Below are 21,665 nucleotides of genomic sequence, written 5' to 3' on the forward strand. Positions count from 1 at the left end.
GGCGGCGGTGGGCCCGGCAGGGGGCCGTGAGGGGGTCGGCAGGGGGTCCGGAAGGGGGCTCACCTCGCGTTCTGGGGGGCCGGGGTGGAGCCTGACGGAGTGAGCTGGCGCACACCTGCCGTAGAGTTGAGGCCGGTCGATACCTGACCGTGGCAGATCGGAAGGGCAGCAGGCGTGACCGTCGACGACACGGGCTCCGGCGCGGATGCGGACGGCCGGGTGGACCCGCAGGACGCCGACTCCGGCGGGGACCCGCTGGCCCTGCGCCTGGAACAGCTCATCCTCGGCGCCGAGCGGCGCTACACCCCCTTCCAGGCGGCCCGCAGCGCCGGTGTCTCGCTGGAGCTGGCCACCCGCTTCTGGCGGGCCATGGGCTTCGCCGACATAGGCCAGGCCAAGGCGCTGACCGAGGCCGACGTACTGGCCCTGCGCCGCCTCGCCGGTCTGGTCGAGGCGGGCCTGCTCAGCGAGGCCATGGCCGTGCAGGTGGCCCGCTCCACCGGTCAGACCACCGCCCGGCTGGCCGAATGGCAGATCGACTCCTTCCTGGAGGGGCTGACCGAGCCGCCCGAGCCGGGCATGACCCGCACCGAGGTGACGTACCCGATCGTCGAGCTGCTCCTGCCCGAGCTGGAGGAGTTCCTGGTCTACGTCTGGCGCCGCCAGCTCGCCGCCTCGGCGGGCCGGGTGGTGCAGGCCGCCGACGACGAGGAGATGGTCGACCGGCGGCTCGCGGTCGCCTTCGCGGACCTCGTCGGCTTCACCCGGCTGACCCGCCGGATGGAGGAGGAGGAGCTCGGCGAGCTGGTCGAGGCCTTCGAGACGACCAGCGCCGACCTCGTCGCCGCGCGCGGCGGACGCCTGATCAAGACCCTCGGCGACGAGGTGCTGTACGCCGCCGACGACGCCGGCACGGCGGCCGACATCGCGCTGCGCCTGGTGGAGACGCTGGGCAACGACGAGACGATGCCCGAGCTGCGGGTCGGCATGGCGTTCGGCACGGTGACCACCCGTATGGGCGATGTCTTCGGCACGACGGTCAACCTCGCCTCCCGGCTGACCTCCATAGCCCCGCGCGACGCCGTACTGGTCGACAGCGCCTTCGCCGAGGAGCTGATCCGTACCGGCGAGGCGCCCGCCTCCGAGGCCGAGGCCGCCGAGGCAGCGGCCGCCGCCGAGAAGGAGGGCGAGGAACCGCCGGTGTACCGGTTCGCCCTCCAGCCCATGTGGCAGCGCCCGGTGCGCGGACTGGGCGTGGTCGAGCCCTGGCTGCTCACCCGCCGCCCTGACGGCGGCGCCGGCCCGTCCTGACCCCGGCCGGCGTCAGCGGACCGAGGCGCCCACGCACAGCCCGACGACCGGCAGGCACAGCCCGTCCCCGCCGCCCGAGGAGGGCGGCGGGGCGCTGGTGCCCCGGCTCGGCGGCGGCGTGGACCGCGGGGCGGGAGTCGCCGGGGCGGGCCCGCGGGGGGTGGTGCTGCGGGCCGGGGCCGGCGCCTGCGCCGTGGCCGGCGGCCCGGGCGGGTTCGTGGCCTGCGGGATCGTCGACGGTACGGCCGTGGGGGCGCCCGTGGTGCCGGGCAGCGCGGAGGCCGGGACCGCGCCGGCGGCGGAGGAGGAGGCGGCGGACGCGGTGCCCGTGACCGGGCCGCCGACGCCGCCCAGGGGAGCGGTGGCCGTGGGGCCGGCGGACGCGCCGTCCGAGGCGGTGCCGGACACCCCGGCCGGCCGGTCCGCTCCACCGTCCCCGGCCTGGGCACCCACCCGGGGCACGGCCTCGGGGCCACCGCCGGGCCCGGTCGCCGCCCGCAGCAGGCTCAGCGCCCCGGCCGCGAGCGCAAGGCCCCCTGCGGCGAGCAGCACCTTGCGCGGCCGCGGCCGGCGGTGCCGCCCCCGCCCCCGGACCGGCACGAAACCCACCCGCCCGGTCCCGGCCGCGGCTTCCGCTTCGGTGTCCGCCGTCCCGGCGGGCGCGCTGTTCCCCGTGGCGGGTATGCCGTCCCGTGCCGGCCTGGTGTCCGTGCCCATCGCAGTCCTCCCCGGTGCGCGCCCCCTGTGTGCCGTGGCCGAGCACGCTAGGTGGTGCGGGGCCGGGCCGGGCGGTACTCGGGGGCGGTGTCACTCGAACGGGTGGCCGGGTGTCGACAGGCGGGGCGTGCGGTGGGACCGGGGCTCTTTCGCCGGGCGGGCGGGGCTGCGATGATCGGGGCGTACGTTGTTAACCCGCGTTAACCGGAGGGTGTCATGAGCGAGGAGCGGTTCGGGGAGTTCGTGCTGGTGCGACGGCACGACCACGTCGCGGAGCTCGTCCTGGACCGGCCCAAGGCCATGAACGCGGTGTCGACCGACATGGCCCGGTCGATCGCCGGGGCCTGCGCCGCCCTGGCCGCCGACCGGGACGCGCGCGTGGTCGTGCTGACCTCGTCGCACGAGCGGGCGTTCTGCGTCGGCGCCGACCTGAAGGAGCGCAACTCCTTCACCGACGCGGAGCTCGTCCGGCAGCGCCCGGTCGCACGCGGCGCCTACACCGGCGTACTGGAACTGCCGATGCCCACCGTCGCCGCGGTGCACGGCTTCGCGCTCGGCGGGGGCTTCGAGCTGGCGCTGTCCTGCGACGTCATCGTGGCCGACCGCACCGCCGTGGTGGGGCTGCCCGAGGTGTCCGTGGGAGTGATCCCCGGCGGCGGCGGTACGCAGCTGCTGCCCCGGCGCGTCGGAGCGGCCCGCGCCGCCGAGCTGATCTTCACCGCGCGCCGCCTGGAGGCCGCCGAGGCGCACGAACTCGGCCTGGTCGACGAGCTGGTGGACGAGGGGCAGGACAGGGACGCGGCGCTGGGCCTGGCCGCGCGCATGGCGGCGAACTCCCCGGTCGGGCTGCGCGCGGCCAAGCGGGCGCTGCGGCTCGGGCACGGGCTGGACCTGCGGGCCGGCCTGGAGGTCGAGGACGCGGCCTGGCGCTCGGTTGCGTTCTCCGGGGACCGCGCCGAGGGCGTGGCGGCGTTCAACGACAAGCGCGCGCCCCGCTGGCCGGGCGAGTGAGGGGGCGGCGCAACCGCGGTGGGCGGGCCGTTCACCGACGGTCGTACCAATATCCCCGATTCGCCCAGAAAATCCCTAACCTGGGGTAATGGGCGAGAACAGGCGGCTGGCCGCCGTCGTGGCGTTGGCGCAGGGCATGGCCGCGGCGCACACCCCGCGCGAGTCGTGGCGGGCGGCCGCGCTCGGCGCGTGCCGCGCTCTGGAGGGGAACTTCGCCGCGCTGTCCGTGTGGGAGCGCGAGCGCGGCCGGCTGCGGGTCCTGGTGAACGTGGGCGAGCGCGCGCCCGGGGAGGAGGAGTTCCCCGAGGACGAGACCTACCCGGTGCACCAGTTCCCGGAGATCGCCGAGTTCCTGCACGAGCGCTGGGCCTCGGGCGGCGAGCCGGACGCCTGGGTGGAGACCGCCGGGGGCCCGGCCGCCGGCGACCCGGGCTACTGCCACCAGCGGGTCGCGGCCCTGCGCCGGCGCGGCCGCGGCTGCTGTGTGGTCGCGCCGGTCGTGCAGCACGGCCGGGCCTGGGGCGAGCTCTACGTCGCCCGCGCGGCCGGCGCCCCGCTCTTCGCCCGTGCCGACGCCGACTTCGCCACCGTGCTGGCCGCGGTCGTCGCCGCCGGGCTCGCGCAGACCGAGCGGCTGGAGGAGGCCCGCAGGCTGGCGTTCACCGACTCGCTCACCGGGCTCGCCAACCGCCGCGCGGTGGACGTACGGCTCGACAAGGCGATCGAGCGGCACCGCGAGGAGGGCATCGCCGTCAGTCTCGTCGTCTGCGACCTCAACGGGCTCAAGAAGGTCAACGACACCCTCGGCCACGCCGTGGGCGACCGTCTGCTGGAACGGTTCGGCTCGGTGCTGTCGCTGTGCGGGGCGATGGTGCCGGGCGCGCTGGTGGCCCGGCTCGGCGGTGACGAGTTCTGCTTGCTCGCGGTCGGGCCGTCCGCCGACGAGGTGGTCAAGGCGGCCGACGAGCTGTGCCGGCGCGCGGCCGAGCTGGAGCTGGGCGAGGGCGTCGCCTGCGGGGTCGCCTCCACCGACGACGCCGTCGGGCCCGTACGCTCGGCCCGGCGGCTGTTCCGGCTCGCGGACGCCGCGCAGTACCGGGCGAAGGCGCTGCGCGCCGACCGGCCGGTGGTCGCCGGCCGCGAGGGCCCCGAGGACCCGGTGGTCCGCCTCGCCGACGAGCCCTCCCCGGACCCGGGCGCCCCGGCGGAGCGGCGGCGGTTCCGGGGCCGCAGGCCGTGACGGGGGAGACCGGCCGGGACCGGCCCGCGGCGGTAAGGGGCAGTGGGCCGCACCACTAGTGACATCTTCGCATTCACTGCGTACGCTCCTGAATATGGATATGCACACTGTGGTGGTGGGGACGTCGGGTGTCACCGCGTCCGACGTTCTCGCCGTGGCGCGCGGCGGCGCCCGGGTCGAGCTCTCCGGGGAGGCGGTGGCGGCCCTCGCGGCGGCCCGGGAGATCGTGGACGCGCTGGCGGCCAAGCCCGAGCCCGTCTACGGCGTCAGCACCGGCTTCGGCGCCCTGGCGACCCGGCACATCAGCCAGGAGCTGCGCACCCAGCTTCAGCGCAACATCGTCCGCTCGCACGCCGCCGGCATGGGACCGCGGGTCGAGCGCGAGGTCGTGCGCGCCCTGATGTTCCTGCGGCTGAAGACCGTCTGCTCCGGGCACACCGGGGTGCGCCCCGAGGTCGCGCAGACCATGGCCGACGTGCTGAACGCGGGCATCACCCCGGTCGTGCACGAGTACGGCTCCCTCGGCTGCTCCGGCGACCTGGCCCCGCTCTCCCACTGCGCCCTCGCGCTCATGGGCGAGGGCGACGCCGAGGGCCCCGACGGGGTCGTACGGCCCGCCGGCGAACTCCTCGCCGAGCACGGCATCGAGCCCGTCGAGCTGCGCGAGAAGGAGGGCCTGGCCCTGCTCAACGGCACCGACGGCATGCTCGGCATGCTGATCATGGCCCTCGCCGACCTGGAGACCCTCTACACGTCCGCCGACATCACCGCCGCCCTCAGCCTCGAGGCGCTGCTCGGCACCGACAAGGTCCTCGCCCCCGAGCTGCACGACATCCGCCCGCACCCGGGCCAGGGCGCCTCCGCCGCCAACATGCTGGCGGTGCTGAAGGGTTCGCAGCTCACCGGCCACCACCAGGACGACGCGCCCCGCGTCCAGGACGCGTACTCCGTGCGCTGCGCCCCGCAGGTCGCCGGCGCCGGCCGGGACACCCTGGCGCACGCCCGCCTGGTCGCCGAGCGCGAGCTCGCCTCCGCGGTCGACAACCCCGTCGTGCTGCCTGGGGGCACCTCCCAGGCGTTCAGCGCTGGGGGAGGCAGGGTCGAGTCCAACGGCAACTTCCACGGCGCCCCGGTCGCCTACGTGCTGGACTTCCTCGCCATCGCCGCGGCCGACCTCGGCTCCATCGCCGAGCGCCGCACCGACCGACTGCTGGACAAGAACCGCAGCCACGGCCTGCCGCCCTTCCTCGCCGACGACGCCGGTGTCGACTCGGGCCTGATGATCGCCCAGTACACGCAGGCCGCGTTGGTCAGCGAGATGAAGCGGCTCGCCGTGCCCGCCTCCGCGGACTCCATCCCGTCCTCCGCGATGCAGGAGGACCACGTCTCGATGGGCTGGTCCGCCGCCCGCAAGCTGCGCACGGCCGTGGGGAACCTGACCCGGATCCTCGCGATCGAGCTCTACGCCGCCACGCGCGCCGTGGAGTTGCGCGAGGGCCTCGCCCCGGCCCCGGCGACCCGCGCGGTCATCGACGCCGTGCGCGAGGCGGGCGTCCAGGGCCCCGGCCCCGACCGGTTCCTCGCCCCCGACCTGGCCGCCGCCGACGCCTTCGTGCGCGCCGGGAAGCTCGTCGCCGCCGCGGAGACGGTCACCGGCCCGCTGCGGTGAACCGCTGAAGAAGGGGCTGCCGGCGCGCGCGGCGCGGTGGCAGCCCCTTCGGGACGTCCGTGAGCCCTCAGAAGCCGAGCCGTTCCCGCCGTACCGAATACACCACGAAACCGGCGCCCAGTCCCAGGAACAGCGTGCCGCCGACGACATAGGGAGTGGTGTCCACGCTTCCCGTGTCGGCGAGTTCGGTCCCGCCGCGCGTGAAGGCGCCGGAGCCCGGCTCGTCGGCCGTGGTCGCGGCCCGCGCCTGCTCGGTGACCTGCGTCGTCGTCGACGCCGCACGCTCCGCCGCTCTCGCCGGGGTGTCCACCGTCGCGTTGGCGGAGGGGACGAACCACAGGGCGCCCAGCAGGGTGCCCGCGGCGGTGGCGGTCAGCAACGTACGGCGAGCGGGTGACACGGAATATCGATCCCCTTGTGACGCTGGCGAATTGGCCGTGTGGGCTGATGGTAGTGAAAATCCAGGGTCACGGGAAAGTCACGGGAGGTTTGAACCTGGAAGTCACGGAAGCTGTGAAGGGGGGCTCACGGGGCTTTGGTCCGAAGGCTCCCGCCGTGACGTGACGGAAGACACCGTGAAAGCACCGGAGTTCAGGGCCCGTTCGTCCGTACTGGTCGGCACCGGGCCCGACCCCGGTTTCCCCGGCCGCACTCCGGGCGGGGATGATGGAGGGCGGTGGGGACGGCGAGGGCCGGGCCGTCGGCGCCCTGGGACGGCAACCGCCGGCCGGGGTTTCGTCGTCTCTCCCGGCGCGGGGACCGGCACCCGCACCGCCCGCCTCGGCGGACGTGGTGAGCCCCACACCCGTACGGCGAGGGGAACGGGAACAAACGGTCGTAGCGTTGATGGTTCGGTGACGGGGGACTCGAGGGGCTTTGGGGTTCGGCGACGATGGAGAAGCGTGTGATGACGGACAGTAAGCGGCGCAGGAGCCTGGTGGCCGCGTCGACACTGCTCGGCGGGGTTCTGGTGCTCACTGCCTGTTCCGGGAGCGGCAGCGGCTCCGGCGGCAGCGGCGGCGACACCTCGCAGGCCAAGGCCGACAAGGCCGCGGCCCAGGAGTCGTCCGAGGCCCAGATCAAGATCACACCGGGTGACGGCTCCGACAACGCCTCCATCAACAACTCCGGCGTCACCGTCACCAAGGGAACGCTCACCGGCGTCACCATGACCACGTCCGACGGAAAGGCCGTCAGCGGCCAGATATCCGCCGACAAGAAGAGCTGGAAGCCCAGCGTCCAGCTGGAGCGCGCCACCACCTACAAGGTCGCCGCGACCGCCACGGACGCCAAGGGCCGCGCCGCCCACGAGAACGCCTCCTTCACCACGGTCGCCCCGGCGCACAGCTTCATCGGCTCCTTCACGCCGGACAACGGCGCCACGGTCGGCGTGGGCATGCCCGTCTCGATCAACTTCGACAAGGGCATCACCAACAAGGCGGCCGTCCAGAAGGGCATCACCGTCACCTCCTCCAGCGGCCAGGAGGTCGTCGGCCACTGGTTCGGCGCCAACCGCCTGGACTTCCGGCCCGAGCAGTACTGGAAGGAGGGCTCCACCGTCACGCTGAAGCTCGACCTCGACGGCGTCCAGGGCACGAACGGCGTGTACGGCGTGCAGCAGAAGACGGTCACCTTCCGCATCGGCCGCAACCAGGTCTCCTACGTCGACGCCAAGACCAAGCAGATGAAGGTCACGCAGGACGGCAAGACGGTCAAGACCATCCCGATCTCCGCCGGCGCCCCGGACCACACCACGTACCAGGGCCAGATGGTGATCTCCGAGAAGTTCACCCAGACCCGGATGAACGGCGCGACGGTCGGCTTCAAGGACTCCGACGGCAAGGGCGAGTACGACATCAAGGACGTGCCGCACGCCATGCGCCTGACCACCTCCGGCACCTTCATCCACGGCAACTACTGGGGCGCGCCGTCCGTCTTCGGCAACGTCAACACCAGCCACGGCTGTGTCGGCCTCCAGGACAAGAAGGGCGCGGGCGACCCGAGCACGCCCGCCGCGTGGTTCTTCAGCCACTCCCTGATCGGTGACGTCGTGGTCGTCTCCAACACCGGCGACAAGACCGTCTCCCCGGACAACGGCCTCAACGGCTGGAACATGAGCTGGGCCCAGTGGAAGGCCGGCTCCGCCGTCTGACGCCCCGTCAACACCCCTGCCGGTGCCGCCCTTCGGGGCGGCATCGGTGTTCTCCGGCGACCCCTCGACGGGCCCGGCACGTAACGGAGTCCGGGAGGGCACGTAACAGTTCCCCGACGGAGTTCTTACCCTTCTCTCATCTATTGAGCGGCTGATCACCCCCCGGCATACTGCGTGATCCGGGGGGCGTACGCGCACCAGTACGAGTCTTCCCCCGGCCGGGTGAACGGGGAATTCGCCCGGCAGACCGGCTCCAGGGGGAGTTTTGCGCACACAAGTGAAGAGAGCCTGTGCGGCCACGGTCGCCACGGCGGCCTCCGTCGCACTCGCCGCGGGCATGACCAGCCCGGCCGCCGCGGACACGGCCCCGGCACACGGCGGGCAGCGCCCGGCCGGCGCCGCCCGGCTCACGTCCCACCACAGCATCGCCCTGATCACGGGCGACCGCGTCACCGTGGACGCCAAGGGACGCGTGACCGGCCTGGAACGGGCCAGGGGGCGCGAGCACATACCCGTCCAGGTCCGCACCGTGAACGGGCACACGCTCGTGGTGCCCGCCGACGCCGCCCGTCTGGTCGCCTCCGGCAAGCTCGACCAACGGCTGTTCGACATCACGGAGTTGAACACCTCCGCCGCCCGCAGGTCCTTCCGCCACGGGCTCAAGGTCATCGTCGGCTACCAGGGCGCCGCCGCCCCCGCACGGGCCGGCGTCCGCTCCTCCGGCACCCTGCGCCGCACCCTGACCGCGCTGAACGCCGACGCGGTGCAGACCCCGGACACGGACACCCACGCGCTGTGGAAGGCGGTCACCGACGGCCAGAAGACCGCCGCCGGCATCGCCCACATCTGGCTCGACGGGGTCCGCAAGGCCAGCCTCGACAAGTCCGTGCCGCAGATCGGCGCCCCGGCGGCCTGGAAGGCCGGCTACACCGGCAAGGGCGTGAAGATCGCCGTCCTGGACACCGGCGTCGACGCCACCCACCCCGACCTGAAGACCCAGGTGATCGCGGCCAGGAACTTCTCCGCCGCCACCGACGCCAAGGACCACTACGGCCACGGCACGCACGTCGCCTCCATCGCGGCGGGCACCGGCGCCAAGTCCAAGGGCAAGTACAAGGGCGTGGCGCCCGGCGCCCGGATCCTCAACGGCAAGGTCCTCGACGACAGCGGATCCGGCGACGACTCCGGCATCCTCGCCGGCATGGAGTGGGCCGCCCAGCAGGGCGCCGACATCGTCAACCTCAGCCTCGGCGGCCCGGACGCGCCCGGCGTCGACCCGCTCGAGGCGGAGGTCGACAAGCTCTCCGCCCAGAAGGGCATCCTCTTCGCCATCGCCGCCGGCAACGCGGGCCCGGAGTCCATCGGTTCGCCCGGCAGCGCGGACGCCGCCCTCACCGTGGGCGCCGTCGACAAGAAGGACAAGCTGGCCGACTTCTCCTCCACCGGCCCGCGCGTCGGCGACGGCGCCATCAAGCCCGACGTGACCGCGCCCGGCGTCGACATCACCGCCGCCGCGGCCAAGGGCAGCGTCATCGACCAGGAGGTCGGCGAGAACCCGCCCGGCTACCTCACCATCTCCGGTACGTCGATGGCGACCCCGCACGTCGCCGGCGCGGCCGCGCTGCTCAAGCAGGAGCACCCCAAGTGGGGCTACGCCGAGCTGAAGGGCGCGCTGACCGGATCCGCCAAGGGCGGCCCGTACACGCCGTTCCAGCAGGGCGCCGGGCGGATCGCCGTGGACAAGGCCATCAAGCAGACCGTCGTCGCCGACCCGGTCTCGCTGAGCTTCGGCGTCCAGGCCTGGCCGCACACCGACGACAAGCCCGTCACCAAGAAGCTCACCTACCGCAACCTCGGCGCCAAGCCCGTCAGCCTCGCCCTCACCGACACGGCCACCGGCCCCAAGGGCAAGGCGGCCCCGGCCGGCTTCTTCAAGCTCGGCGCCACCAAGGTGACGGTCCCGGCCGGCGGCACCGCCTCCGTGAACCTGACCGTGGACACCCGCCTCGGCGGCACCCTCGACGGCGCCTACTCGGCGTACGTCACCGCGACCGGCGGCGGGCAGAGCGTCCGCACGGCCGCCGCGGTGATCCGCGAGATCCAGTCGTACGACGTCACGCTGAAGTTCCGCGGCCGCGACGGCAGGCCGTCGAAGAACTACAACGCCGCCCTGTCCGGCATCGCCGGCCTCGGCGCCGGCCGGAACTACGCGCCCTACGACCCCTCCGGCACCGTCAAGGTGCGCGTCCCCAAGGGCACGTACATCCTCGACTCCTCCGTCCTCGTCGACCCGGACGACCCCGCCAAGGGCGTCGACTGGCTCGCCCAGCCGAAGCTGGACGTCACCGCGAACACCACGGTCACGCTGGACGCCCGCAAGGCCAGGCCCGTCGACATCACCGTCCCGGCCAAGGGGGCCAAGTCCGAGTTCGCCGCCGCCTCCTACACCGTCGGGCAGGGCGACCGCGCCTACGGCTTCGGCTGGTTCCTTCAGACGTACGCCAACTTCCGCACCGCGCACCTCGGTCCGGCGGTCACCGACGGCTCGCTCTCCCAGCAGTGGGACGGCCACTGGAGCGCGGGCGGCAAGGAGCAGTACGACACGACCGTGGTGAACCGGGTCAAGCGGCTCGCCACCGGCTACTCCAGGCACTACAAGGCCGGTGAACTGGCCACCGTCAAGGTCGGCATGGGCGCCTCGGCACGCGGCAAGAAGGGCGTGGTCAGCGCCGCCGGCTGGCTGCCCGACAGCTTCGGCACCAGCTCCGTCGGCCTCCCGCAGCCCATCCCCGGCACCCGCACCCTGCACCTGTCCACGCAGGGCGGCGTCAAGTGGGGCCTCGACTTCGAACAGGACGGCGGAGTCGACCAGGACGGCTTCCCGCTCGCCGACGCCTACTACACACTGGGCGCCCCGCAGACCTTCAAGGCCGGCACGAGCTACGAGAAGGTCTTCAACACGGCCGTCTTCGGCCCCCACCTCAACGCCGACTACGGCATCTTCCGCGACGGCGACGACCTCTACGGGTTCGTGCCGCTGTTCGCCGACGGCGACCAGCACGCCGGCTCGTCCACCTTCACCAAGGTGACCACGACGCTCTACCGCAACGGCGCCAAGGTCGGCTCGAACGACGACCCGCTCTTCGGCGGCAAGGCGTTCAGGGTCCCGGCCGGCGACGCCGCCTACCGGCTCACCACCTCGGTCAGCCGCAGCACCAAGGTCGCGGACGCGTCCACCCGCATCGACGCGAGCTGGACCTTCCGCTCCAGGAAGCCGTCCGGTGCGGGCGTGGCCCAGCTGCCCGCCTCCACCGTCCGCTTCGACGCCGCCACCGGCCTGGACAGCCGCGTCCCCGCCGGCAAGCAGGTCAGCCTGCCGGTCTCGGTGGAGGGCGCGGCACGCGGCGCCAACCTCAAGTCCCTGACCGTCTGGATCTCCTACGACCAGGGCAGGACCTGGAAGAAGGTCAAGGTCACCGGCGGCCGGATCACGCTGAGGAACCCGGCGAAGGGCAAGAGCGTCTCCTTCCGCGCCGAGGTCGTCGACAAGAAGGGCAACCAGTCGACGCTGTCGATCTACAACGCGTACTACGGCAAGTGATCCGCCGCCGCGGACGGTGACGGAACGGGGCGGCCCGCCGGGAGGACTCCTCCCGGCGGGCCGCGCCCGTCGCCGGCACTCTCAGCCTCCGGGGTGCGGGCTCGCCGTCCCCGCCCGGGTGGCGTCCGCGCCCCAGCTCGCCAGCAGGCGCAGCGCCTGCGCCGAGGGGGAACCGGGCTCGGCGTGGTACAGCGTCAGGGACTGATCGGCGTCGTCGGCGAGCTTGAACGACTGGTACTGCAGGGCCAGTTCCCCCACCAGCGGGTGGCGCAGCCGCTTGACGCCGTGACTCTTCTCCTTGACGTCGTGAGTGGCCCACAGCCGCCGGAAGTCCTCGCTCTTGACCGACAGCTCGCCCACCAGCGCGGAGAGCCGGGGGTCGTCGGGATAGCAGCCGGCCTCCATGCGCAGCCCGCACACCACGTCGATCGCCTTCTGCTCCCAGTCGATGTACAGGTCCCGGTACTCGGGGTTGAGGAAGACCATCCGCGCCCAGGTCCGCTCCTGCGCCGGCACCAGCGACCAGTCGCCGAACACGGCGGCCGCCATCCGGTTCCACGCCAGCAGCTCCGAGCGCCGCCCCACGATGTACGCCGGCACCTCGTCCATGGTGTCCAGCAGCTGCCGCAGCCCGGACCGCACCTGCGGGGTGCGCGCGGCCTGCTTCTTCTTGTGCTTGGGCTTGGCCAGGTGCGTGAGATGGGCGTGCTCGGCGTCGGAGAGCCGCAGCGCGCGGGCGATGGAGTCCAGGATCTCCGCCGAGACGTTGCGCCCGTTGCCCTGTTCCAGCCGGGTGTAGTACGCCACCGACACCCCGGCCAGCTGGGCCAGCTCCTCGCGGCGCAGCCCGGGCACCCTGCGCTGCCGCCCGTAGTGCGCGAGGCCGACGTCCTCCGGCCGCAGCCGGGCCCGGCGGGTGCGCAGGAACTCGCTCAGCTCGGCACGGCGGTCCAGCCCGCCGGCGTCCTGGGGAAGATCGGGCCGCTCGTCCATATGTCAAGTATCCCCGGTCCTACGCACGGCGGCCTGACCCCGCCAGTGGTAGGCACGGCGGGCGTACGCAGAGGCGGGACCTGGGTGAACACCGGACGCTGGGGCACGCTGGAAGAGCGCCCGGCCGGAACACCGGCCAGGCGCCGACAACCGCTGAACCACTGAACGGAAGAACCGGAGAATCCCGGCATGACCACCGTTGCCGCATACGCCGCACCCGCCGCCAAGGCTCCGCTGGAGCGCACCACCATCGAGCGCCGCGCCGTGGGCGAGTTCGATGTGCTGATCGACATCAAGTTCGCCGGTATCTGTCACTCCGACATCCACCAGGCACGCGAGGGCTGGGGCAAGGCGACCTTCCCCATGGTCCCCGGCCACGAGATCGCCGGCGTCGTCTCCGAGGTCGGCCCGGGCGTCACCAAGTACGCCGTGGGCGACCGCGTGGGCGTCGGCTGCATGGTCGACTCCTGCCGCGAGTGCGACAACTGCAGGGCCGGCCTCCAGCAGTACTGCGCCGAGGGCCCGGTGTGGACGTACAACGCCGTCGGCAAGGACGGCGAGCCGACCTACGGCGGCTACAGCGAGAAGATCGTCGTCGACGAGAACTACGTCGTCCGCATCCCCGACGGCCTCTCCCTCGACGTGGCCGCCCCGCTGCTGTGCGCCGGCATCACCACGTACTCCCCGCTGAAGCACTTCGGCGTCGGCCCCGGCAAGAAGGTCGCCGTGGTCGGGCTCGGCGGCCTCGGCCACATGGGCGTCAAGATCGCGCACGCGATGGGCGCCGAGGTGACCGTGCTGTCCCAGTCCCTGCGCAAGAAGGACGACGGCCTCCGGCTCGGCGCCGACCACTACCGCGCCACCAGCGACCCGCAGACCTTCGAGGACCTGCGCGGCACCTTCGACGTCGTCCTCAACACCGTCTCCGCCCCGCTGGACTTCGCCGCCTACCTCTCGCTGCTGCGCACCGAGGGCGCCATGGTCAACGTGGGCCTGCCCGAGGAGCCGGTCCGCATCGAACTCTCCGCGATCTTCGGCAACCGCCGCGTCCTGACCAGCTCCAACATCGGTGGCATCCCCGAGACCCAGGAGATGCTCGACTTCTGCGCGGAGCACGGCCTCGGCGCCGAGATCGAGCTCATCGGCGCGGACCGGATCAACGAGGCGTACGAGCGCGTCCTGAACAGCGACGTCCGCTACCGCTTCGTGATCGACACGGCGACGATCTGACGCACGGCGCCCGGTCCTTGCGCGCACCGGGGCGCACCGGGCCGGGCCGCGCGGTCGGGTGACTGTGCGGCCCGGCGGGCGGGGCTGCGCCGGTCGGTGGCTCGGTGGCGGGGCGGCTCGGCGGCCGGGCTGTTGAGGGCGTGACCGCCGGGCGGCCGGTGACCGGTGGCCGGTAGCGGCGGTTGACCGGTCGCCGGATGCCGGGCGGGCAGGCAGGGCCGGTGGCCGGGCCGTAGCGGGCCGGCAGGTCGCCGGATGCCGGCGGACGGGCAGGCAGGCGAGCGGGTGCAGGCGAGCGGGGCGGGTGGCCTGGTGGGAGGGGCCCGGTGGGCGGTGGCCGGGCTGCCGGTGGCCGGTGGCCGGTGGCCGGTTGCTGCGGTTGACCGGTCGCCGGATGCCGGCGGACGGGCAGGCAGGCGAGCGGGTGCAGGCGAGCGGGGCGGGTGGCCTGGTGGGCGGGGCCCGGTGGGCGGTGGCCGGGCTGCCGGTGGCCGGTGGCCGGTTGCTGCGGTTGACCGGTCGCCGGATGCCGGCGGACGGGCAGGCAGGCGAGCGGGTGCAGGCGAGCGGGGCGGGTGACCTGGTGGGTGGGGCCCGGTGGGCGGTGGCCGGGCTGTGGCGGGGCGGCCGGTCGCCGGATGCCGGGCTGTGGCGGGCGGCCCGGCGGGCCGATACCGTGGCCGGGGGCCCGGCCCGTGACGGGTGGGCGCGACCACCGGCCCATGGCCGTGGCCTGTCGGCGGCGCCGGACCCGTTGGATCTGCCGGGGGTGGGGCGGGGAGCCATGGATCCATTGACGGCGGTCACCGCCGGGAAGGCCGCGGCGGGGCGGCGGTTCGCCTTCTACGTCTCCGTACAGCTGACCTCCGTCCTCGTGCCCGGCCTGGTCGCCGTGACCTGCCTGGCCGCGCTCATGCTGCACGCCCGCCACCCCGGGGACGCGGGCGCGGCCCTGGGCGAGGCCGTGCGCGCGCTCCGGGGTCCGGCCATGGTCCTGGTCGACGTCTCCTGGCTGGCCTTCGCCTACATCCTGGGCTACGTCGGCCGGGAGCTCGCCTTCCGCCTCCTCGGCCTCGCGGAGCGGCTCAGCCCGAAGCACCGGTCGTCGCTCGGCTCGCTGCACGGTGAACTGGAGGCCGTCTACGGGCGTACGGCCCTGCGCCGCTGCCTGCGGACGCACCCCTTGCTGCGGCACCTGCTCGACCCCGCGCACAGTGCCTCCACCCCGGCGCAATTACTGCGCCGGCCGGGCGGCGCCCTGCGCGGCGGCAACGCCTACGAGGCCTTCACCTACGCCAAGTTGTGGCTGCGGGAGCACAATCCCGGACTCGCGCCGGACGCCACCGAGGCGGAGATCAACATCCTCCTCTCCACGCCGGCGCCGCTGATCCTCGGCACCTGGGCCCTGATTACCCTGGCCCCTCTGAGCGTGGTGGCCGCCGCGACGAGCGCGCTGGTCGCGGCGGCCACGGCGGCCCTCACCTTCGCCCAGGTGCTGCGCCTGCGCCGCACGGAGTGCTGGGAGGCGCTGCGGAACCTCGTGGAGGACCACGAGATGCGGCTCGCCGCGGCCAGGCTCCCCGGGCCCGCGTTCCCGGCGGAGCCGGACGACGAGGAGGGGGACACCGGCTCCGACCCCGACGCCGCCCCCGGCTCCGACCCCGACGCCGGTTCCGGCCCCGATGCGGGTGCGGCTGCGGGTGCGGGTGCGGGCGCCGGTGCCGGCGCTCGGGCGGGTGGTGCGGGTGTCGGCCGTCAGGCGAGCGGGGCCGCGTAGTGGCGCAGGTCGGGCAGTATGCCCTCGCACACGGGCCCGGTCAGCGCCCACAGTGTCAGCTCGACGTCCCCGCCCGCCCGGTGGGCCGCCACGGCACGGTGGTTGCCGTCGAGGAGGACATGGCAGTCCTCACCGACCCGGTACGTGGGCAGGGTGAGCGGCACCGGCCCCGGCCCCCCGGCGTACTCCCGCGCCAGCGCGTCGACGGCGCGCCTGCGGCCCTCGGGCCAGCTGGGCAGCGTACGCCCGGCCGAACCCACCCGCAGCGGATGGCTCCCCGGAGAGTTCCACCTGCTGTCCGCGCCCCGGGCGTCGGCGTACCAGACGGTGAACAGCCCCGCCAGGCACCGCCTGGCCGCGCCCCCGGTCACCGTCTCCACCCGGACCCCGGCCCCCACGTCCGCCAGCCGCCCCCAGTCCAGCTTGGCCCGGATCACCGGCCGGAACCGGACCGTGAAGTCCCCGAACTCCACCGACATCCTCCTCTTCCCGCCCCGCGTCCGTAGCCCTTCCCCTCTGGACCACGCCCCACGCGGCGCGGATCCCGGCGCACGGCGCGTGCGGGAGCGCTGTCGCTGGACGGAGTCGTCCCGCGGGGTATGGCGCCGGAGGCGGAGACCGGACGGCACCGGCAGGTCCCGAGCGGACCTGAGTGGTTCGCGGTGGGCCGGAGGTCAGCCCGCGAGTGTCGCCGGGCTGCCGCCGTTGGCTTCGTACCCGGCCACCGCCAGGGCGCGGTGGACGGCGAACTCGGCCGCCGGGTCCGGGGACAGGGTCCAGGGGAGGGCGCCGACGTGGCCGTCGACGTGTATGAGCTGGTTCATGGCCTCCGCCCAGCGCTCGGAGCGGACCAGGAAGAAGACCAGCAGGTGACGGACGTGCGCGAGCATCGGGTCGCCGGGGCGGGCCGCGTGCACCGCGAACAGCGCGCCGTGGATCGCCTTGGTGACGACCTCGCTCTGGTAGAAGCCGCTGACGAGGTTCACCTCGGGCAAGTGCTCGAAGACCGCGAACAGGGGCATGGCCGCGAGCAGTGACCCGCGCGGCGCGCGGGCGGCGGCCGCCTCGGCGAACTCCATCGCGAGCTTGCGCGAGCCGTGCCACTTCTCGCACCAGTAGTGCAGGGCGGCCAGGTGCGCCCCCATGTGCGCCGGGGCGCGGTCGAGGATCTTCAGCCAGAGCTGCTCGAACTCGGGCTGCGAGTAGCCCAGTCCGCGCGCCACCGACAGCTCGACGATGTACGGCACGGGGTCGCCCGGGGCGAGCAGCGCGGCCTGGCCGCAGACGTCCCTGGCCTCCTCCATGATGATCCGGAACTCGTCCGTCCCCGGCGTCGACGTACGCCACGCCTGCTGCACCAGGAACTCGGCCTGCACCGCCGCGCCGCCCGCGTCCTTGGGGGCCTCGGCCCGCCACACCCTCAGCCACTGCCCGCCGGGCGTCTCGTGTATCCCGCCCGGCCGCTGCCGCAGCTCCAGCGAGGCGGCCCCGGCGAAGGCCTGCACGCGCTGCCAGCGCAGCTCGCCCGCCGCCTCGGTGCCCGCGAGCAGCTGGGAGGCCGCGCGGTAGTCCTGCGTGCGCTGCACCAACTCCAGCACGTCCAGCAGGTCCTGGTCGGGGCCGGGCATGCGGACGTCCAGCTCCTCCGTGGGCACGAATCCGTAGTTCGCCGGGTCCGCGGCGTCCGGGTGCCCGGGCGGCACCTGCTCGATGACACCCCGCCCGCGCCGCAGGAAGGGGACCAGCACGAAGCCCAGCATGACCAGTGCCATCAGGACCCAGAGAATCTCCATGCCTCAAGCGAACCAGACAGCGCCGACAATTGGCCAACCCGTCCCGCGAGCCTGTGGAAAACCCGCCACCGGCGCGGTGCGGCCGCCGTCCGGCACCCGGCCCGCGGGCGCACTACCCTCGGGCCCATGAGCGACAGGCACATCAGTCAGCACTTCGAGACCCTCGCGATCCACGCGGGCAACACCGCGGATCCCCTCACCGGCGCGGTCGTCCCGCCGATCTACCAGGTCTCCACCTACAAGCAGGACGGCGTGGGCGGTCTGCGCGGCGGCTACGAGTACAGCCGCAGCGCCAACCCGACCAGGACCGCGCTGGAGGAGAACCTCGCGGCCCTCGAGGGCGGCCGCCGTGGCCTCGCCTTCGCGTCCGGACTGGCGGCCGAGGACTGCCTGTTGCGTACGCTGCTCACCCCCGGCGACCACGTCGTCATCCCCAACGACGCCTACGGCGGAACCTTCCGCCTCTTCGCCAAGGTGGTCTCCCGGTGGGGCGTGGAGTGGTCGGTGGCCGACACCAGCGACCCGGCCGCCGTACGGGCCGCCCTCACCCCGAAGACCAAGGTCGTCTGGGTGGAGACCCCCTCCAACCCGCTGCTCGGCATCACCGACATCGCCGCCGTGGCCCAGGTCGCCCGGGACGCGGGCGCCCGGCTCGTCGTCGACAACACCTTCGCCACGCCCTACCTCCAGCAGCCCCTCGCGCTCGGCGCGGACGTGGTCGTGCACTCGCTCACCAAGTACATGGGCGGCCACTCGGACGTCGTGGGCGGCGCGCTGATCGTCGGCGACACCGCGCTGGGCGACGAGCTGGCGTACCACCAGAACGCCATGGGCGCCGTCGCCGGCCCCTTCGACTCCTGGCTGGTGCTGCGCGGTACCAAGACCCTCGCGGTCCGCATGGAGCGGCACAGCGAGAACGCCACGAAGATCGCCGACATGCTCACCCGGCACGCGCGCGTGACGAGCGTGCTGTACCCGGGCCTGCCCGACCACCCCGGTCACGAGGTCGCCGCCAAGCAGATGCGGGCGTTCGGCGGGATGGTCTCCTTCCGGGTCGAGGGCGGCGAGGAGGCGGCCGTGGAGGTCTGCAACCGCGCCAAGGTGTTCACGCTCGGCGAGTCCCTGGGCGGCGTCGAGTCCCTGATCGAGCACCCCGGACGCATGACCCACGCCTCCGCGGCCGGCTCCGCCCTGGAGGTCCCGGGCGACCTGGTCCGTCTCTCGGTGGGCATCGAGAACGCCGACGACCTGCTCGAGGACCTTCAGCAGGCCCTCGGCTGACGGTCGCCTCTCACCAGCCCGTCAGCGGTGGGGTCGTCTGCGAGGGCGGCTCCACCCAGGGGCGTACCGTCAGCGCCCACACGGTGAAGGCCACGGCCGCGGCGACGAGCAGCAGCCACAGCATCCGGCGGGCGGCCGTCCGGCGGCGCAGCATCCGGCCGCCGCGGCGCACCACGTCCTCGTACAGATCCGCCGGCACCTGCGGCGGGGTCTGGTCCAGGATCCGCCGTACGGCCGCCTCACGCTCGGTCCGGTTCACGTCCCTCCCCTGCCCTTCCCTCCCTCTGGCTTCCTCCCCCGGCGCTCCCCGCTCACGACGGAGCGACCTTCGGGCCGCGCACCGTGGGGGCGCGGCCGCGGGGCGGGTGGGTGAGCGTGGTGATCGCCCGGTCGCAGATGGCGCGGACGCGTTCCGTGGGCAGCCCCAGCAGGGCCGCCGCCTGCTCCTCGGCGACGCCCTCGTACAGCCTGAGGACGACGATCAGCCGCTCCTGCGGCGTGAGGACGGCCAGGGTGCCGGGCGGCCGCGGGCGGTCCCGGCCGATCGCGGCGTGCTGATGCCACGCCTCGCGCGCGTACCGGGTGGCCAGGTACTGGCGGGCGCGGTCGTACGGGTCCTCGCCGCGCAGCCGGTGCCAGCACGCGTACGTGTGCGCGAGGGCGAGGGTCAGCAGGCGCCGCGCGCGCGGGTTGGCGTCCGGGGCCTCCGCGGTGAGGAGCGTGGCGGCATGCAGCAGCCGCCCGGCCGCGCCCGCGACGAACGCCTCGAACTCCCGGGCCGGGCGAGCGTCGTGGGACGCCTGCCGTTCTCGCACCGCGCCTCCCCCCGAGGGCGATCGTGAGGGACCGGGCCCGTCCGCGTACGGCATGCGCGACCGCGTGCGACTGGGGGCCCGGTCTCATCTGAGGCCAGGCGGGGGCCGCCGGTCAAGAGTCGCGCGCCGGGCGCCCGCGCACCGCGGGGTTCCTACGACGCCGGGGTCGTCGCCTCCGCCGGCGGCACCGACGGGGATGCCTGCCGGGCGGACAGGGCGTGGTTGAAGCGGGTCAGCAGGGAGCAGAACGTCTCGCGTTCCTCCGGCGACCACTCCCCGGTCAGCTCGGCCATCAGCTGCCGCCTGGAGGTGCGCACCTCGTCCAGCCGCGACAGCCCGCGCGGGGACAGCTGAAGCACCACCGCCCGGCCGTCCTCGGGGTGCGAGGTGCGCTTGACCAGCCCGGTGTCGACGAGCGGCGCCACCTGGCGGGTGACCGTGGAGGAGTCGATGCCCATGCTCGCGGCGAGCGCCTTGACGCCCATCGGGCCCTCCTTGTCCAGGCGGTTGAGCAGGAGGTACGCGGCGCGGTCCATGGAGTTGCGCACCTGCCCGACCCCGCCGAGCCGGGTCTGTTCGGCACGCCGGGCGAACACCGCCACCTCGTGCTGGAGGATGTCGAGAAGACCGGTGTCACCGACGGTCGTCATGTCCATCGACATTTCAGGTGTTGTGGGCATGGCCGGGGGCTCACTTCTGAAGGGCGGCTGCTTGGGTTGGGGGACAGGGTACGCGGCCGGGGCACGGGCCGTACCGGCGCTGCGCAATCCGGTCTCGGAGGTTGGTCACACCGCCGTCCGCGGCCCGTGAACTGCGAGACTTGGGGCATGAGCTACAGCACGGCCGGCTCCCTGCGTTCGGTCACCCTCGACGACGTGCTCGGTGCCCAGAAGATGCTCTCCGGGATCGCGCGCGTGACCGCGATGGAAGGCAGCAGGCACCTGTCCCAGCTGGTGGGCGCGCCGGTGCTGCTGAAGTGCGAGAACCTCCAGCGGACGGGTTCGTTCAAGCTGCGCGGCGCCTACGTCCGCATCGCCGGGCTGCTGCCCGAGGAGCGCGCCGCGGGCGTGGTGGCCGCGAGCGCGGGGAACCACGCGCAGGGCGTCGCGCTCGCGTCCTCGCTGCTCGGCGTGCACTCCACGGTGTTCATGCCCAAGGGCGCCCCGCTGCCCAAGATCAGCGCGACCCGGGACTACGGCGCGGAGGTGCGCCTGCACGGCCAGGTGGTCGACGAGACGCTGGCCGCCGCCCAGGAGCACGCGGAGCGGACCGGCGCCGTCTTCATCCACCCCTTCGACCACCCGGACGTCATCGCGGGCCAGGGCACGGTGGGGCTGGAGATCCTCGAGCAGTGCCCGCAGGTGCGCACGATCGTCGTCGGCATCGGCGGCGGCGGGCTCGCGGCCGGGATCGCGGTGGCGGTGAAGTCGCTCAAGCCGGACGTGCGGATCATCGGCGTGCAGGCCGAGGGCTCGGCGGCGTATCCGCCCTCGCTGGCGGCCGGGCGGCCGGTGGCGATCGAGAACCCGGCGACGATGGCCGACGGGATCAAGGTCGGCCGGCCGGGCGAGGTGCCCTTCGCGATCGTCGAGGAGCTGGTCGACGAGGTCCGCACGGTCGGCGAGGACCAGCTCTCCGCGGCGCTGCTGCTGTGCCTGGAGCGGGCCAAGCTGGTCGTCGAGCCGGCCGGCGCCAGCCCGGTCGCGGCGCTGCTCGGCGGCGGCGAGGGGATCGAGGGCCCGGTCGTGGCGGTGCTGTCGGGCGGCAACGTCGATCCGGTGCTGCTCCAGCGCGTCCTGCGGCACGGCATGGCCGCGCAGGGCCGCTACCTGGCGGTACGGCTGCGGCTGACGGACCGTCCCGGCGCCCTCGCCACGCTTCTGGGGGTGTTGTCAGTGGCCGACGCTAACGTCCTCGATGTGAGCCACGTACGGACCGACCCGCGGCTCGGGCTCACGGAGGCGGAGGTGGAGCTGCACCTGGAGACGAAGGGACCGGCGCACTGCGCCGAGGTCGGCCAGGCACTGCGCGACGCCGGCTACACGGTCATCGACTGAGGCGCCGCGGCGCGAGCC

Annotated in this window: 18 protein-coding genes; 10 read left to right on the plus strand and 8 right to left on the minus strand. The window is 73.8% G+C overall.

Going from position 1 to position 21,665, the window contains the following annotated elements:
• Positions 1-174 precede the first annotated feature (174 nt).
• On the plus strand, positions 175-1,311 hold the full coding sequence (locus IE217_RS24870; RefSeq protein ID WP_190180173.1) for an adenylate/guanylate cyclase domain-containing protein: 1,137 nt from the start codon (positions 175-177) through the stop codon (positions 1,309-1,311).
• Positions 1,312-1,323: 12 nt separating this feature from the next.
• Here IE217_RS24870 and IE217_RS24875 read toward each other — a convergent pair whose 3' ends face one another.
• Positions 1,324-2,028 carry a hypothetical protein gene (locus IE217_RS24875; RefSeq protein ID WP_190180174.1) on the minus strand — a complete coding sequence of 235 codons (705 nt, stop codon included), beginning with the start codon at positions 2,026-2,028 and terminating at the stop codon, positions 1,324-1,326.
• Between the two features lie 216 nt (positions 2,029-2,244).
• On the opposite strand from IE217_RS24875, the gene IE217_RS24880 reads away from it, so the two are divergent.
• From IE217_RS24880 to hutH, 3 genes are all read left to right on the plus strand, one after another.
• Complete coding sequence (locus IE217_RS24880) at positions 2,245-3,039, plus strand: enoyl-CoA hydratase/isomerase family protein (protein WP_190180175.1); 795 nt, start codon at positions 2,245-2,247, stop codon at positions 3,037-3,039.
• An 88-nt stretch (positions 3,040-3,127) separates the two neighbouring features.
• On the plus strand, positions 3,128-4,279 hold the full coding sequence (locus IE217_RS24885) for a GGDEF domain-containing protein (protein WP_190180176.1): 1,152 nt from the start codon (positions 3,128-3,130) through the stop codon (positions 4,277-4,279).
• A gap of 100 nt (positions 4,280-4,379) precedes the next feature.
• Positions 4,380-5,948 carry a histidine ammonia-lyase gene (gene hutH, locus IE217_RS24890; protein WP_190180296.1) on the plus strand — a complete coding sequence of 523 codons (1,569 nt, stop codon included), beginning with the start codon at positions 4,380-4,382 and terminating at the stop codon, positions 5,946-5,948.
• Between the two features lie 67 nt (positions 5,949-6,015).
• Here the strand turns inward: hutH and IE217_RS24895 are convergent, their stop codons facing one another.
• Entirely contained in the window at positions 6,016-6,327 is a 312-nt protein-coding gene (locus IE217_RS24895) for a hypothetical protein (RefSeq protein ID WP_190180297.1), read from the minus strand.
• Positions 6,328-6,855: 528 nt separating this feature from the next.
• On the opposite strand from IE217_RS24895, the gene IE217_RS24900 reads away from it, so the two are divergent.
• Together IE217_RS24900 and IE217_RS24905 are read left to right on the plus strand one after the other, a co-directional pair.
• Positions 6,856-8,100: a L,D-transpeptidase gene (locus tag IE217_RS24900; RefSeq protein WP_229865590.1), complete on the plus strand. Its 1,245-nt coding sequence runs from the start codon at positions 6,856-6,858 to the stop codon at positions 8,098-8,100.
• A gap of 277 nt (positions 8,101-8,377) precedes the next feature.
• Complete coding sequence (locus tag IE217_RS24905; RefSeq protein WP_229865591.1) at positions 8,378-11,701, plus strand: S8 family peptidase; 3,324 nt, start codon at positions 8,378-8,380, stop codon at positions 11,699-11,701.
• 81 nt (positions 11,702-11,782) lie between these two features.
• Here the strand turns inward: IE217_RS24905 and IE217_RS24910 are convergent, their stop codons facing one another.
• Positions 11,783-12,694 (minus strand): helix-turn-helix domain-containing protein, encoded by a 912-nt coding sequence (locus tag IE217_RS24910; RefSeq protein WP_190180178.1) that lies wholly within the window; start codon positions 12,692-12,694, stop codon positions 11,783-11,785.
• 189 nt (positions 12,695-12,883) lie between these two features.
• Between IE217_RS24910 and IE217_RS24915 the strand changes: the two genes are divergently transcribed.
• Entirely contained in the window at positions 12,884-13,924 is a 1,041-nt protein-coding gene (locus tag IE217_RS24915; protein ID WP_190180179.1) for an NAD(P)-dependent alcohol dehydrogenase, read from the plus strand.
• A 784-nt stretch (positions 13,925-14,708) separates the two neighbouring features.
• A complete protein-coding gene (locus IE217_RS24920) occupies positions 14,709-15,701 on the plus strand; it encodes a hypothetical protein (protein ID WP_190180180.1) in 993 nt (330 codons plus the stop codon).
• Here IE217_RS24920 and IE217_RS24925 read toward each other — a convergent pair.
• Complete coding sequence (locus IE217_RS24925) at positions 15,680-16,174, minus strand: hypothetical protein (RefSeq protein WP_190180181.1); 495 nt, start codon at positions 16,172-16,174, stop codon at positions 15,680-15,682. The two genes, IE217_RS24920 and IE217_RS24925, sit on opposite strands and share 22 nt — an antisense overlap.
• A gap of 201 nt (positions 16,175-16,375) precedes the next feature.
• On the minus strand, positions 16,376-17,494 hold the full coding sequence (locus IE217_RS24930) for a hypothetical protein (protein ID WP_190180182.1): 1,119 nt from the start codon (positions 17,492-17,494) through the stop codon (positions 16,376-16,378).
• Between the two features lie 126 nt (positions 17,495-17,620).
• Here IE217_RS24930 and IE217_RS24935 point away from each other — a divergent pair, with 126 nt between their 5' ends.
• Positions 17,621-18,775, plus strand: a complete 1,155-nt coding sequence (locus tag IE217_RS24935; protein ID WP_190180183.1) for a cystathionine gamma-synthase — start codon at positions 17,621-17,623, stop codon at positions 18,773-18,775.
• A gap of 10 nt (positions 18,776-18,785) precedes the next feature.
• On the opposite strand, the gene IE217_RS24940 is transcribed toward IE217_RS24935, so the two are convergent.
• From IE217_RS24940 to IE217_RS24950, 3 genes are all read right to left on the minus strand, one after another.
• Positions 18,786-19,034 carry a hypothetical protein gene (locus tag IE217_RS24940; RefSeq protein WP_190180184.1) on the minus strand — a complete coding sequence of 83 codons (249 nt, stop codon included), beginning with the start codon at positions 19,032-19,034 and terminating at the stop codon, positions 18,786-18,788.
• Between the two features lie 52 nt (positions 19,035-19,086).
• Positions 19,087-19,590, minus strand: a complete 504-nt coding sequence (locus tag IE217_RS24945; protein ID WP_190180185.1) for a sigma factor-like helix-turn-helix DNA-binding protein — start codon at positions 19,588-19,590, stop codon at positions 19,087-19,089.
• Positions 19,591-19,742: 152 nt separating this feature from the next.
• On the minus strand, positions 19,743-20,252 hold the full coding sequence (locus IE217_RS24950; RefSeq protein WP_190180186.1) for a MarR family winged helix-turn-helix transcriptional regulator: 510 nt from the start codon (positions 20,250-20,252) through the stop codon (positions 19,743-19,745).
• 165 nt (positions 20,253-20,417) lie between these two features.
• Here IE217_RS24950 and ilvA point away from each other — a divergent pair, with 165 nt between their 5' ends.
• Positions 20,418-21,647: a threonine ammonia-lyase gene (gene ilvA, locus IE217_RS24955; RefSeq protein WP_190180187.1), complete on the plus strand. Its 1,230-nt coding sequence runs from the start codon at positions 20,418-20,420 to the stop codon at positions 21,645-21,647.
• Positions 21,648-21,665: the final 18 nt, after the last annotated feature.

It is taken from the genome of Streptomyces naganishii JCM 4654 (assembly GCF_014650575.1).
GTDB lineage: Bacteria > Actinomycetota > Actinomycetes > Streptomycetales > Streptomycetaceae > Streptomyces > Streptomyces naganishii.

Coding starts and splice junctions, on each gene's coding strand:
- IE217_RS24950 (WP_190180186.1), bottom strand. CDS start 20,252: ATGTCGATGGACATGACGACCGTCGGTGACACCGGTCTTCTCGACATC.
- IE217_RS24910 (WP_190180178.1), bottom strand. CDS start 12,694: ATGGACGAGCGGCCCGATCTTCCCCAGGACGCCGGCGGGCTGGACCGC.
- hutH (WP_190180296.1), top strand. CDS start 4,380: ATGCACACTGTGGTGGTGGGGACGTCGGGTGTCACCGCGTCCGACGTT.
- IE217_RS24875 (WP_190180174.1), bottom strand. CDS start 2,028: ATGGGCACGGACACCAGGCCGGCACGGGACGGCATACCCGCCACGGGG.
- IE217_RS24900 (WP_229865590.1), top strand. CDS start 6,856: ATGACGGACAGTAAGCGGCGCAGGAGCCTGGTGGCCGCGTCGACACTG.
- IE217_RS24920 (WP_190180180.1), top strand. CDS start 14,709: ATGGATCCATTGACGGCGGTCACCGCCGGGAAGGCCGCGGCGGGGCGG.
- IE217_RS24915 (WP_190180179.1), top strand. CDS start 12,884: ATGACCACCGTTGCCGCATACGCCGCACCCGCCGCCAAGGCTCCGCTG.
- IE217_RS24930 (WP_190180182.1), bottom strand. CDS start 17,494: ATGGAGATTCTCTGGGTCCTGATGGCACTGGTCATGCTGGGCTTCGTG.
- IE217_RS24880 (WP_190180175.1), top strand. CDS start 2,245: ATGAGCGAGGAGCGGTTCGGGGAGTTCGTGCTGGTGCGACGGCACGAC.
- IE217_RS24885 (WP_190180176.1), top strand. CDS start 3,128: ATGGGCGAGAACAGGCGGCTGGCCGCCGTCGTGGCGTTGGCGCAGGGC.
- ilvA (WP_190180187.1), top strand. CDS start 20,418: ATGAGCTACAGCACGGCCGGCTCCCTGCGTTCGGTCACCCTCGACGAC.
- IE217_RS24935 (WP_190180183.1), top strand. CDS start 17,621: ATGAGCGACAGGCACATCAGTCAGCACTTCGAGACCCTCGCGATCCAC.